8 protein-coding genes, 1 tRNA gene and 3 pseudogenes are annotated in these 14,058 nt (G+C 52.7%); 10 read left to right on the forward strand and 2 right to left on the reverse strand.

The genetic code is table 11. The annotated features are described in order from the left end of the window. Positions 1–28 precede the first annotated feature (28 nt). The 7 genes and pseudogenes from AM379_RS23015 (at position 29) to AM379_RS23045 (ending at position 9,686) form a co-directional block, all read left to right on the forward strand. Entirely contained in the window at positions 29–1,771 is a 1,743-nt protein-coding gene (locus tag AM379_RS23015) for an IucA/IucC family protein (RefSeq protein WP_106504302.1), read from the forward strand. Beyond that, on the forward strand, positions 1,771–2,718 hold the full coding sequence (locus tag AM379_RS23020) for a GNAT family N-acetyltransferase (RefSeq protein ID WP_106504303.1): 948 nt from the start codon (positions 1,771–1,773) through the stop codon (positions 2,716–2,718). Before AM379_RS23015 ends, AM379_RS23020 begins: the two co-directional genes overlap by 1 nt. Further along, positions 2,715–4,457: an IucA/IucC family protein gene (iucC, locus tag AM379_RS23025; protein ID WP_106504304.1), complete on the forward strand. Its 1,743-nt coding sequence runs from the start codon at positions 2,715–2,717 to the stop codon at positions 4,455–4,457. Before AM379_RS23020 ends, iucC begins: the two co-directional genes overlap by 4 nt. Then, on the forward strand, positions 4,454–5,779 hold the full coding sequence (locus AM379_RS23030) for a lysine N(6)-hydroxylase/L-ornithine N(5)-oxygenase family protein (RefSeq protein WP_020883310.1): 1,326 nt from the start codon (positions 4,454–4,456) through the stop codon (positions 5,777–5,779). The genes iucC and AM379_RS23030 overlap by 4 nt, the downstream gene beginning before the upstream one ends. Positions 5,780–5,805: 26 nt before the next feature. Next, positions 5,806–7,995, forward strand: a complete 2,190-nt coding sequence (locus tag AM379_RS23035; protein WP_106504305.1) for a TonB-dependent siderophore receptor — start codon at positions 5,806–5,808, stop codon at positions 7,993–7,995. 164 nt (positions 7,996–8,159) lie between these two features. Next, a tRNA-Asn gene (locus tag AM379_RS23040) sits at positions 8,160–8,235 on the forward strand. A 167-nt stretch (positions 8,236–8,402) separates the two neighbouring features. Further along, positions 8,403–9,686, forward strand: a pseudogene (locus AM379_RS23045) (tyrosine-type recombinase/integrase). 182 nt (positions 9,687–9,868) lie between these two features. Here AM379_RS23045 and AM379_RS23050 read toward each other — a convergent pair. Beyond that, entirely contained in the window at positions 9,869–10,216 is a 348-nt protein-coding gene (locus AM379_RS23050; RefSeq protein WP_106504306.1) for a hypothetical protein, read from the reverse strand. A 347-nt stretch (positions 10,217–10,563) separates the two neighbouring features. Between AM379_RS23050 and AM379_RS23060 the strand changes: the two are divergent. The 3 genes and pseudogenes from AM379_RS23060 to AM379_RS24180 all read left to right on the forward strand — a co-directional run. Beyond that, positions 10,564–12,063: pseudogene (locus AM379_RS23060) on the forward strand (RHS repeat-associated core domain-containing protein); the annotation flags it as partial. 22 nt (positions 12,064–12,085) lie between these two features. Next, entirely contained in the window at positions 12,086–12,421 is a 336-nt protein-coding gene (locus AM379_RS23065) for a DUF7716 domain-containing protein (protein WP_032678492.1), read from the forward strand. 194 nt (positions 12,422–12,615) lie between these two features. Further along, positions 12,616–12,723, forward strand: a pseudogene (locus AM379_RS24180) (RHS repeat-associated core domain-containing protein); the annotation flags it as partial. A gap of 30 nt (positions 12,724–12,753) precedes the next feature. On the opposite strand, the gene AM379_RS23070 reads toward AM379_RS24180, so the two are convergent. Further along, positions 12,754–13,874, reverse strand: a protein-coding gene (locus AM379_RS23070) for an IS3 family transposase (RefSeq protein ID WP_106504308.1) whose coding sequence is annotated in 2 segments (ribosomal slippage) — positions 12,754–13,616 and positions 13,616–13,874 — 1,122 coding nt in all. Because the reading frame shifts where the segments join, the coding sequence is not laid out codon by codon here. Positions 13,875–14,058: the final 184 nt, after the last annotated feature.

Raw genomic sequence — 14,058 nt, forward strand, 5'->3', positions numbered from 1 at the left:
ATTATCAATCATGGAATGAGGTACACCTATGCGTACTCTGCCCCGCTCCGCCGGTACAGACGTTGCGGCCCAGTGTTTTTTGAACGCCCTGTTGCGTGAAACGAAGGACTGGCGCTATCTCCCCGCTACCGTTGCGGATGAGCTATCGCAGATTCATATTCCGCTCTCTTCAACCCAGGCCATTCGGGTTCCGGTACGCTATTTCTCTCCAACTCAGCATCATCAGTATCACTTTCCGGCGACGCTTATCCAGCGCGACAGCGACAGCGGTGACACCGTCACTTTCACGCAACTGATTGACTTAATTCTGGAAAAACCTTCAGTTAAAGGCTCACTTGATACCGAAACGCTGGCTCGCTTTAAGCAACGCGCCCATGAAAGCCATGCCCACACCTGGCAGGCCATAGATCTGCGCCACAACTGGGCAAACCTGCGTGACAAACCGCTGAATTTTGCGCAAGCAGAACAGGCGCTGCTGGTGGGGCATGCGTTTCACCCGGCCCCCAAATCTCACGAGCCGTTTAACGAAAGTGAAGCGCGCCGCTATTTGCCTGATTTTGCCTCCCGCTTCCCGCTGCGCTGGTTTGCGGTTAAGCGTGAATTGATTGCCGGCGACAGCCTGGCCGTCTCTCTTCGCGAACGCCTGCTACGCTTCGCAGCGCAGAGTGCCCCTGAGCTCCTCGGTCACTTCACTGATACCTGCTGGCTGCTGCCGATGCATCCGTGGCAGGCCGAGCATCTGCTGGGTCAGGCCTGGTGCCAGCGTCTTGTGGCTAACGGCGACCTGCAGGATTTGGGCGAAGCGGGCGCGCAGTGGCTGCCCACCAGCTCCTCGCGCTCGCTCTACAGCGAAACCAACAGCGACATGATCAAGTTTTCCCTCAGCGTGCGCCTGACCAACTCCGTGCGCACGCTGTCAGTGAAAGAGGTTAAACGCGGTATGCGCCTGGCGCGTCTGGCTAAGACAGCGCGCTGGCAGACCTTACAGGCACGCTACCCGACCCTGCGTGTTATGCAGGAAGACGGCTGGGCGGGGCTGCGTGATGAAAATGGCGTCATCCAGGAAGAGAGCCTGATGGCCCTGCGCGTGAACCTGCTGTTTGAGACGCCAGAGAGCCAGACCAACGTACTGGTGAGCCTGACGCAGGCGGCACCGGACGGAGGTGACAGTCTGCTGGTTGCGGCGGTACGTCGTCTGAGCCAGCGCCTGGATTTACCCCTTGCCGAGGCTGCGCGCTGCTGGGTGCAGGCGTATTGCGATCGCGTCTTACTTCCGCTGTTTAGCGTGGAAGCGGATTACGGCCTGGTTCTGCTGGCGCACCAGCAAAATATCCTCGTTGAGATGCAGCAGGATTTCCCCGTCGGGCTGATCTACCGCGATTGTCAGGGCAGCGCCTGGACTGAAGGCGCCGATGAATGGCTAAAAGAGGCGGGTGAACATGATGTGGAAAACCGTTTTGGCGAAAGCCAGCTGCTGCGCTACTTCCCCTACTACCTGCTGCTGAACTCAACGCTTGCCGTGACTGCCGCCCTCGCCGCCGCCGGTTTCGACAGCGAAGAGAGCCTGATGGCGCAGGTGCGTGACGCACTGGCCGAATTACGCAAAACAGCGAAACAGACCCGCTGCCTCGACTACGTGCTCGACAGCCCAACCTGGAACTGTAAAGGCAACTTTTTCTGCTATCTGCACGATCGCAACGAAAACACCATCGCCGATCCGGCAGTGATCTATTTCGACTTTAGCAACCCGTTTTACAAGGAGAAGGCGTGATGGCAAACGCGAATATCGCCCATTCTGGCTATGGCTTTCGCTGCACCGCAACGGAGAACGCTCTGCCCCTGACGTTAGGTCTCGACGGCAGCGCAGTGCTTGAGCGCGTGAATGGTATCCCGGAAGGCTGGTTAGTCGACGCGCTGGATCAGCTGTTTATCGGCGCGCCGGCACTGACCGGCGTCACGCTCCCCTGGTCTGCCTGGCAGGATGAACCGCAGGCGCAGGCGCTGTTTACGCTTGCCAGCGGAGATTATCTGGCGCGCGAAACGTTCTGGCAGTTACCCCTGTGGCTGCAGGGAGAACGGCCCCAGAACCACGGCGGCATGCAGTTCGATGAAAGCCGTCAGCTTTACTTCCCGCTGCGCCCTCACCGTCCGCAAGGCGAAGTCTATCGCCGTTACGACCCGCAGATTAAACGCACCCTGAGTTTCCGCGTGGCCGATGTGGCGCAGGACGGCGAACGTTTCACCCGCTGGATGAACACCCCGCGCGTTAACGCCTTCTGGGAGATGGCCGGCCCGCAGGCGGAGCAGGAAAATTACCTGCGCCGTCAGCTCGACTCGACCTATTGTTATCCGCTTATCGGCTGCTTTGATGACCAGCCGTTCGGCTACTTTGAAATTTACTGGGCGGCGGAAGACCGTATTGGCCGTCACTATCGCTGGCAGCCGTTTGACCGCGGCTTGCACATGCTGGTTGGGGAAGAAAACTGGCGCGGCGCGCAGTATATCCGCAGCTGGCTGCGCGGTCTGAGCCATTATCTGTGGCTGGATGAGCCACGCACAACACGCATCGTTGCCGAGCCGCGTTTCGACAACCAGCGCCTGTTCCGCCATCTTTCGTCTGCCGGTTTCGAGACCGTAAAAGAGTTCGACTTCCCGCATAAACGCTCGCGCCTCATCATGAACCAGCGTCACCGCTTCTTCAGCGAGGTGGGACTGTGAACGTGTACTGGCAGAAAGTGAACCGCGACATGGTGGCGAAAATCCTCGCCGAGCTGGAATATGAACGCACCCTGAGCGCCCGGCAGCTGGCAGACAATCGCTGGCAAATCACCATGGGCGCGGAGACCTGGCAGTTCCAGGCCACGCGCGGGATCTGGGGCTGGCTGCATATCGACCCCGAGAGCCTGACCACCGTCAGCGGTAACGCAGTGGACGCAGAAACTGCACTGCTGCAGCTTGCGACGGTACTGGAGATGAGCGACGCGCAGACCGCGGAGCATCTGGAAGATCTCTATGCCACGCTGCGGGGTGATATTCAGCTGTTACAGGCGCGCGAAACGCTGGATGCTGACGCGCTCATTCATCTCGACCCGGACGAATTACAGTGCCTGATGAGCGGCCATCCTAAGTTTATCTTTAACAAGGGACGGCGCGGCTGGGGGCTGGATGCGCTACGCCAGTATGCCCCGGAATACCGTGGCCGTTTTCGCCTGCACTGGGTCGCCGTGCAACGTGCGCACCTGGTCTGGAGCAGCGATGTTGATTGCGATATCAATACCCTGCTGGCGAGCGCCATGGATAACGCCGAGCGCGCCCGGTTTGATGCCCGCTGGCAGGCGCTGGATCTTGATGATAACTGGTTGCCCGTGCCGCTGCATCCGTGGCAGTGGCAACAAAAGATTGCTGTCCATTTCCTGGCGCAACTCGCGCGCGGCGAAATGGTTGAGCTGGGCGAGTTTGGCGACGAGTACCTGGCGCAGCAATCGTTGCGTACCCTCACCAATGCCAGCCGCCGCGCGCAGTTTGACATCAAGCTGCCGCTGACCATTTACAACACCTCCTGCTATCGCGGTATTCCGGGTAAGTACATTGCCGCTGGCCCGCTGGCCTCACGCTGGTTACAGCAGCAGTTCGCCAGCGATGCCACGCTTATTCGCTGTGGCGCGCAGGTGCTTGGCGAGCCCGCGGCCGGGTATCTTTCCCACCCGGGTTACGCCGCGCTGCCGAAAGCGCCTTACCGTTATCAGGAGATGCTGGGAGTTATCTGGCGCGAAAATCCGTCCTGTTATCTTCAGCAGGGTGAAGAAGCGGTGCTGATGGCTGCGTTGATGGAGAGCGATAACGCCGGACGCCCCTTGATTGACGCATGGATCGCCCAATCCGGTTTGACCGCTGAAACCTGGCTGGAAAAGCTCTTTGACGCGACGGTCATCCCCTTCTATCACCTGCTCTGCCGCTACGGCGTGGCGCTTATCGCCCACGGCCAGAACGTGACGCTGGTGATGAAAGACGCCATCCCGCAACGCATCCTGCTGAAAGATTTCCAGGGGGACATGCGCCTGGTGGATGAAGATTTCCCGCAGTCAGCAAGCCTGCCTGAACAGGTGAAGTCCGTCACGGCGCGCCTGAGTGCGGATTACATCATTCACGATCTGCAAACCGGTAACTTTGTCACGGTGCTGCGGTTTATTTCACGACTTACCCTGCAAAGCGGCGTCAGCGAAACCCGTTTCTACCAGATCCTGGCCGAGGTATTGCGCCGCTATATGGCCGCACATCCCGATCTCGCCGAACGCTTTGCGACGTTTGATCTGTTTAAGCCGCAAATTATTCGCGTGATCCTCAACCCGGTCAAACTGACCTTCTCCGAACACGACGGCGGCAGCCGCATGTTGCCGAACTATGTCACCGATCTTGATAACCCTCTTTTTCTGGTCTCCCAGGAGTCAGCGCAATGAAAACGTATGATTTCATCGGCATTGGTATTGGCCCGTTTAACCTCAGCATCGCCGCACTGGCTGAGGGACTGGACGGTTTTAGTTCGCTGTTTCTTGAACGCAAGCCGCATTTCTCCTGGCACCCTGGCATGATGGTGCCGGACTGCCATATGCAAACCAGCTTCCTGAAAGATCTGGTGAGCGCCGTGGAGCCCACCAATCGCCACAGTTTTCTTAACTATCTGGTGCAGCGTAAAAAGTTCTATCGTTTTCTGACCACCGAGCAGCGTACCGTTTCTCGCGAAGAGTTTGCCGATTACCTGTGCTGGGCCGCGGAAAACCTCACCAACCTGTCCTTCAGCCAGCAGGTACAGCAGGTCAGTTTTGATGAAAAAAACGGTCTGTTCGACGTGGTGACTCAGCGCGATCGCTTCCTGGCGCGTCACGTCTGCGTGGGAATTGGCAAACAGATTAACCTGCCTGACTGCGCTCCGGCGCAGGATGACAGCTGCTTCCACGCCAGCGAGATGATGCTGCGCACGCCGGACTTAGCGGGCAAGCGCGTCACCGTCGTCGGCGGAGGTCAGAGTGGTGCAGATCTTTTTCTGAATATCTTCCGCGGGGAGTGGGGTCAGCCACTGAGCCTGAACTGGGTTTCCCGACGCAACAATTATAACGCGCTGGATGAAGCGGCTTTCGCCAACGAGTATTTCACGCCGGAATATGTAGACAGCTTCTCCACGCTTGGCGAAGAGGCGCGTCGTCAGATGCTGCACGAGCAGAAGATGACCTCCGACGGCATCACCACGGAGTCTCTACTGGCGATTTATCGCGCCATGTATCACCGCTTCGAAGTGCTGCGGGAAAAACCGTGGGCACACCTCCTGCCCTCTCGCTCGGTCACCGCGATCGCGCAGCAGGAGAACGGCAAGCGCCTGACGTTACAGCATCACCTTGACGGCGGCCGTGAACAACTCGATACCGACGTGGTGATTTTCGCGACCGGCTATCGCACCGTGCAGCCTGCGTTTCTGGCACCGCTCTCCCATCGCCTGCGTCTGGACGCCGACGAAACCTTCTGCATCAACAATGATTTCACCCTTGAATGGGACGGTCCGCAGAGCAACCGCCTGTTCGCCGTGAATGCCGGGATGCACCGTCTTGGCATTGCCGAACCCCAGCTCAGCCTGATGGCCTGGCGCGCCGCGCGAATTCTGAATCGCGCGCACGACGACGAGCCGTTTGAGCTGGCCACCACCCCTGGCGTGATCCACTGGCGAAGCACTCCCCGCCCGGACAGCAGTCAGGTTTATCAATCTTTAGCAAGAACCACCGAGTACTGACACACACATTCAGGAACTACATAACAATGAAACGTTCTCATCTTTGGGTTTTAAATCCTTGCTTGCTTGCAATGCTTTCTACCTCTGCGTGGGCGGAAGAACAAAAGGAAGAAAATATTGTTGTCTCCGCCAGCCGCTCGCACCGCAGCGTGGCGGAGATGGCGCAGACTACCTGGGTTATTGAGCGTGCTGAGATTGAACAGCAGGTTCAGGGTGGAAAAGAGATTAAAGAGGTGCTGGCGCAGTTGATCCCGGGCATGGACGTCAGCAGCCAGGGCCGCACCAACTACGGTATGAACCTGCGCGGTCGTTCCATGATGGTGATGGTGGACGGCGTGCGCCTGAACTCCTCCCGCAGCGACAGCCGCCAGCTCGACTCCATCGATCCGTTCAACATTGACCGTATCGAAGTCATCTCCGGCGCCACGTCCCTCTACGGCGGCGGCAGCACCGGCGGTCTGGTGAATATCGTGACCAAAAAAGGCCAGCCGGATACCGAAGTGGAGTTCCAGACAGGAGCAAAGAGTGGCTTTAACAGCCATAACGATCATGATGAGAACGTGTCAGCCGCGGTGAGCGGCGGCAACGACAATGCCTATGGCCGGTTGTCAGTATCGTATCAGCGCTACGGCGGCTGGTACGACGGCAAAGGCAACGAGGTGATTATTGATAACACCCAGACCGGATTACAGTATTCCGACCGTCTGGATGTGATGGGAACAGGCACCCTCAACATCGACGATCACCAGCAGCTGCAGCTTACGACGCAATACTACAAGAGCGAGTCCGACGGGAAGCACGGCCTGTTCCTCGGGGAAAACTTCTCCGCGGTTACGGGTGATGCCAAAGCCTACAATAAAGGCAACCTGAACTCTGACCGCCTGCCGGGCACAGAGCGGCATCTGATTAACCTGCAGTACTCCAACACCGATTTCTGGGGCCAGGATCTGGTCGCACAGATTTACTATCGTGACGAAAGCCTGACCTACTACCCGTTCTCGACACTGACCAAAGGCGTGGTGAGCAGCATCGGTGCGTCGCAGCAGAAAACCGATTTTTACGGCGGCAAGCTGACGCTGAACAGCAAACCGATGGAGGATTTAACGCTGACCTGGGGTGTGGATGCTGACCACGAAACCTTCGACGCTAACCAGCAGTTCTTCAATCTGGACAAAGCGGCAGCAAGCGGCGGTATGGATCTGGAGAACGCCTATAACGTTGGCCGTTACCCGGGTTACAGCATTACCAACCTCGCCCCGTTCCTGCAGGCCAGCTACGACATTGATGCCATTACCCTGAGCGGCGGCGTGCGCTATCAGTACACCGAAAACAAGGTGGATGACTTCGTTGGTTATACCCAGCAACAGGCCATCGCTAACGGGAAAGCCACATCGGCTGATGCGGTACCGGGCGGGAAAACCAATTACAACAATTTCCTGTTCAACGCCGGGATCCTTGGCCGTCTGACCGAACAGCAGCAGCTGTGGTTTAACTTCTCCCAGGGCTTCGAAATTCCGGACCTGGCGAAGTACTACGGCTCCGGTACTTACCAGCTTGTCGACGGGCACTATCGCCTGCTGAACAGCGTGAACGTTAACGACTCGACGCTGGACGGCATTAAGGTTAACGCGTATGAGCTGGGCTGGCGCTACACCGGCGATAACCTGCGCACGCAGGTTGCGGCGTACTACTCGCTCTCGGATAAAACCATCACCATCAACAAAACGGACATGACCATCAACCTGGAAGACGACAAACGTCGTATCTACGGGATTGAAGGCCAGGTGGACTATTTCTTCACCGACAGCGACTGGAGCACCGGCGCGAACTTTAACGCCATTAAGTCTGAAACCCGCGAAAACGGTAAATGGGAGAAGCTGACTGTAGACAGCGCCAGCCCGTCGAAAGCCAGCGCCTGGGTCAACTGGGCACCGGGCGACTGGACCCTGCGCGTGCAGAGTACTCAGACCTTTGACGTGTCAGATGCCGACGGTAAGAAGATCGATGGCTATAACACGGTCGACTTCCTGGGCAGCTACGACCTGCCGGTGGGTAAAGTGAGCTTCAGCGTGGAAAACGTGCTGGACAAAGACTACACCACCGCCTGGGGTCAGCGTGCGCCGGGGCTGTATAGCCCAACCTACGGTGCACCAGGTCTGTATACTTATAAAGGCCGTGGCCGTACGTTTGGTCTGAACTACTCCGTACTGTTCTAATCCTGCGCGCCGCCTGCGGGCGGCGCAATTTGCTGTGTAATTTCAGCACAAATTTGCTATAAAATCAGCGATTTGCTGAAATTGTCGGCAAACGAACGAAAAGTGCGTTTTCCCCCTTTGACAAGACGAACTGAGGTCGATACTATGCGCCTCGTTCACACGATTCCTCTGTAGTTCAGTCGGTAGAACGGCGGACTGTTAATCCGTATGTCACTGGTTCGAGTCCAGTCAGAGGAGCCAATTTAAAGAAACCAGATGTCTACTGACGTCTGGTTTTTTGCTTTCTATCAATTGGTTAATCCTTCTAGCTTGTCTACTCACGTCTAGTAAAAAACACTCGAAGCTACACCCTTTTGCTGGTAAAGCTGGTTCGGTTTTTCTTTTACCAGCATCCAGGGGTAACCGCCATGCCACTTACTGATACTAAAGTAAAAAATGCTAAACCCGCTTAAAAGCCCGTTAAGCTCACTGGTGGGTTCGGCCTCTACCTTCTGGTACATCCTAACGGTTCAACGTACTGGCAGTTGGGTTATCGCTTTGAAGCGAAACAAAAGGTGTTTTCCATAGGTGTCTACCCTGCCGTTTCTCTGGCAGACGCAAGGCAACGCCGCGACGAAGCCAAAAAGCTTTTAGCATCAGGAGTTGATCCCAGCGCTAAAAAACAGGCTGACAACAAAACCACGATGGAAAAGCGTAACAATACCCGCGCTTTTAAAACCGTTGCTAAAAGCTGGTTTGCAACCAAAACTAACTGGTCAGAAGATTATCAGCGCTCAGTCTGGACTCGTCTTGAAACTTACCTGTTTCCTGATATCGGTAACAAAGATATAGGTGAGTTAGATACGGGTGATCTTTTGGTTCCAATCAAGAAGATTGAAACACTCGGTTATCTTGAAATCGCTATGCGTGTAAAACAGTACGCTACCGCTATCCTACGATATGCTGTTCAGCAAAAGATAATCCGCTTCAATCCTGCCTATGATCTGGAAGGTGCAGTACAGAAGCCACAGACAGAACATCGACCTGCAATTGAACTGGAAGATATACCAGCACTTCTGGAACGTATTGATGGTTATCAGGGACGTAGCAGGCTCACGTTACTGGCGATCAAGCTCAATCCCCTGACGTTTGTGCGTTCCAGTGAACTTCGATTCGCCAGATGGTCAGAAATCGATTTTAAGGGTGGGCTTTGGGTCATCCCGGAACAGCATGAAGCAATTGAAGGCATTAAGCATTCTGCTCGTGGTGCTAAAATGCGAAGGAAACATTACGTGCCACTGTGTAATCAGGCTCTAATCATTATTGAAGAGATAAAGACGCTGACTTATGGCGTAAACAATGATAACGATTTTATCTTTACGGGCTGTTATGACGCGATGAAGCCTATGAGTGAAAACACAATCAACAAGGCGCTACGTAAAATGGGCTATAAAACCAAAACCGACTTGTGCGGTCATGGTTTCCGTACCCTAGCTTGTAGTGCTCTGATTGAATCAGGTATCTGGTCAGAAGATGTTGTTGAACTTCAAATGAGCCATATGGAAAAGAACAATGTCCGTGCAGCCTACACACATAAGGCCAAACATCTTGAACAGCGCCGCTTAATGTTACAATGGTGGGCTGATTTTCTCGATGCAAATAAGAATTCTATAGTAAGACCGTTTGATTTCGCAACTAATAAAAATCATTAGAATAATGATAACGGGAAGGCCCCTCTATAAGGGGCTAAATGGTAAAGAAAAATTAATAATAAAATCCAGCAATGACATTCAAGCAAAAAATGTTAATACTGAATATTAAATTTAATTCCTGCCGCACCCGGTGGGTTTGTCCAACCCTTCACAGACCAAAACAAGTTTTAGTCAGTTCAGCGTTATATCTGAAAAGCCTTTATTTGATTCATAGCAGTTAAAGCTGTCTTATCTTTTTTACACTGTTCGAGTGCTCTGGACAACTTTTCATGAAACCGCTGATTTGAATATATCTGAGCGATATCTTTACCCGACATCGTCATTATGTTTCCACCGTTTTTCCTGTAATTTTTAATAAAACTTTCAATATCAAACTTAAACTCATCATTGAAGATGTTTTCAAATTCAGATGTCGCAATCTCCGGATAACAACCTGAGAGAATGGAGAACAGAAAAAAAGCCATATGATCTGTTGCTGCAGCAATGACCTCATCATTGTTTTCTCTACCTTCCAAATTAATTTCATTCATTTTTATTTTTCTTCTCTGTCAGTTTCTTTTCGAGCATTGCGGAAAAAGTGTTATTAAGCTGCATTGCCTTTCCCTTTTCAGTATTTTTTGTCATTGTATCAGGCTGAATAACACTTCCCGATTCATGATATAACTTAATATCGTCTTTTTCATGAGCATTTTTATATAATTTTTATTTCTTTGCTCTTTTCTCAGACTTTCATTTTCTCTGGCTCTGACCCCGTTACTTAACCAGGTTTTTCGTTGTACATCTGTCGAGCTGGCGAAAGTCAGTAGAAAACCAATTAACAAATCATGATTAATATCCAGCCCCCAGATACTTTGCCACCTCACCGCCAAGCACAATTGGTTCCGGACACGTCAGTGCCATCCGGTTCGGTCAGCAAATCATCTCTGAATTTAAACGCGACCGCCTTCACAGGGAGGTGGCCCGCACTCAGGGAACCCGTGAACAGACCCGCCGGTATGACAGTCTCAGCAGACGTACCGGGCAGCGCAGTTTCTCACCCGACCTGCCGGAACAGACAATCTTCGAACGCGCCTTCAACTACACCGGGCGTGGAGAATTGTCAGACGTCAGTGACACCCTGCGTGGCAACACAATTTACGGCTATGATGAGGAAGGCCGTTTTCTCAGGCACTACGAAGCCCGTCCGGACCACAGTAACAGGAGGTTCCGGTACGACGCTGCGGATAACCTGCTGCCGGATGATGACCTTCCTGCCCTGTCGCTGAGGGATAACCGCCTCACGCACTGGCAGAACCTGTTTATGAAATACGACTGGTGGGGTAACCTGGTCTTTCGCCGAAGTGGTCTGTATGAACAGCATTATGTATACGACGCGGAAAACCGCCTGATACGGGCCGGGGGCAATGGACCAGAAGGCAATTTTACCGCCCGCTACCATTATGACGCCCTGGGCCGCCGCACACGCAAAACGGTCACCATGCCACACGGCACCACAAAGACCCGCTTTCTGTGGCAGGGATACCGGCTGTTGCAGGAACAGCAGCAGAACGGACAGTGTCAGACATATGTTTACGACCCGAACGAAACATACAGCCCGCTGGCGCGTATTGACCATTTGCGTGACGAAACCAGCGGAGAGGTTCTCTGGTTCACAACCGATCTGAACGGTGCACCGCTGGATATCACTGATGAACAGGGACAACTCCGGTGGAGCGGTCATTACGGGAGTTTTGGTGAGGTTGCACGACAGACGGAAGGCTTCCACAGATTCACGCAGCAAACTGCCCTCGCTCATCAGCCACTGCGCTATGCCGGGCAGTACGCAGACAGTGAAACGGGATTACACTATAATATGTTCCGTTATTACGATCCGAAGGTTGGGCGGTTTACGGTGCAGGACCCGATTGGATTACTGGGAGGCTGGAATCTTTATCAGTATGCACCGAATCCGCTGGGTTGGATTGATCCGTGGGGGTTAGCTAACAGGCCAAATAATGGTGAATATCATATTTTTCATGATTATTCACTTGACCCTCAATATCGATATTCCAGTGATGCAGTCCAGTTCAACAGAGCTAATGTGGATTTTGTTCAGAAAATGGAGACGAATCCGGAATTTCGCCAAGATATGCTCAACAGATATCCAAAACTAAATGACTGGCTCAAAGATGGGGATATGAGCAGAAGTCCTTCGGGATTAACCTGGCATCACCATGAAGATATAAACAGACTGACTCTGGTCGACAGAGCAGACCACAGATCTAATCATTCTTTATATCATCCAACTGGTAAAGGTGGACGTGATATATGGGGTGGTGGAAAACCTGGACGACAAGGTAAGCTTGATGGTCCTACTGGTAGAAAAATTTGTAGCTAAACCTAAATAAAAAGGGGATAGTATGTCGATTAAAGGTAACCATATGAAATTGAAAGATATAATTGATATCATGGTTAAATCGCGTTGTGAAGATGATAATTTTTGCATTTATGGCTCAGACGGAGAGTTATTCGGAGAAAAAGAATATTTTGTCTCCGGTTATCCACAGGTAGATGAAAACGATAAAGAAGTCTATCCGCAAGATGCGGCTAGCAGAGATTTATCATATATTTATTCTGGTGAGCAGTTTGCTGATGTAATCTTATCAGTAATCGAACAAAAACCTTCTGCCAGTAATCAAGATTTTATTGATGCTTTAAACTATTACCTTGAGAATGATGATTTTTTAGATTTCTGACATTTATCCAGACAGCCTGCACACTATTTTTAAGGGTTGCAGGCTGTATTAAACTATTTTCAGCGCCATCTTCATCAGAAATTAACTGAGGATATGAACAGACGTTAGTCTCGCGAGGACAATCACTTGTAATCATTTCATGACATTCGTGAAAGCCATTATTCTAACTTAATTCTTTTGTTGAGGATGATTTTCAAACAGCCCTCGCTCATCAGCCATTGCGCTATTCCGACAGTGAAACGGGATTACACTATAATCTGTTCCGTTATTACGATCCGCAGGTCGGGCGTTTTACGGTGCAGGTGACCTTCCCCCAGTATTAGCTACAACCGTCAGTTAGTAATGTCGGTTTGTTTACCTTCACATTTTCCATTTCGCCACCGTGCTGCAAACTCTGATGGCGTCTGATAATTCAGTGCCGAATGTGGCCGACACTCGTTATAATCCTGCCGCCAGTCATTAATCGTTTTCCGGGCATGAAGAATATCGCTGAACCAGTATTCATTCAGACACTCATCGCGACAGCGTCCGTTAAAACTCTCAATAAATCTGTTCTGCGTTGGCTTACCTGGCTGGATAAGCCGTAGTTCCACGCCATGCTCAAAGGCCCATTGATCGAGCGCGCGGCAGGTAAATTCCGGGCCCTGATCGGTTCTTATTGTCGTCGGATAGCCCCGAAATAGCGCGATGCTGTCCAGAATACGCGTGACCTGAACGCCTGAAATACCGAAAGCAGCGGTGATCGTCAGACACTCCTTCGTGAAATCATCCACACAGGTCAGGCACTTGATCCTGCGACCGTTGGCCAGTGCGTCCATAACGAAATCCATCAACCATATAAGGTTCGGCGCATCCGGGCGCAGAAGCGGAAACCGTTCGGTCGCAAGCCCTTTACGGCGTCGTCTGCGTTTTACGCTCAGTCCATTAAGGTGGTAAATACGGTATACCCGCTTGTGATTGACGTGAAGGCACTCCCTACGCAGCAACTGCCAGATGCGCCGATAACCAAAACGTCTGCGTTCAAGCGCCAGCTCAGTAATACGCCCTGATAAATGTGCATCAGCAGCCGGACGCTGAGCATCATAACGGCAGGTCGACAGGGACAAACCTGTAAGCCTGCAGGCACGACGTTGCGTCAAACCGGTCGCATCACACATCAACACCACGGCTTCACGCTTCTGCCCTGTCGTCAGTACTTTCGCCCCAGAGCCACCTGAAGCGCCTCCTTATCCAGCATGGCTTCGGCAAGCAGCTTCTTGAGCCTGGCGTTCTCTTCCTCAAGCGACTTCAGGCGCTTAACCTCAGGCACCTCCATACCGCCATACTTCTTACGCCAGGTGTAAAAGGTAGCGTCGGAAATGGCGTGCTTACGGCAGAGCTCACGGGCAGAAACCCCGGCTTCAGCCTCGCGGAGGATACTGATGATCTGTTCGTCGGAAAAACGCTTCTTCATGGGCATGTCCTCATGTGGCTTATGAAGACATTACTAACATCGCGGTGTATTAATCAACGGGGAGCAGGTCAACCGGCCAATCTGTCAGTAATACTCACTCAGGCCGTAAGATACTGATGATATTCGCCATAACGAATTTATTGTAATGTCTGTTTATCATCTTCAATGAAGCGTTATTTCACAC

It is taken from the genome of Enterobacter cloacae complex sp. FDA-CDC-AR_0132 (assembly GCF_003010695.1).
In the GTDB taxonomy this organism is placed as follows: Bacteria; Pseudomonadota; Gammaproteobacteria; order Enterobacterales; family Enterobacteriaceae; genus Enterobacter; species Enterobacter ludwigii.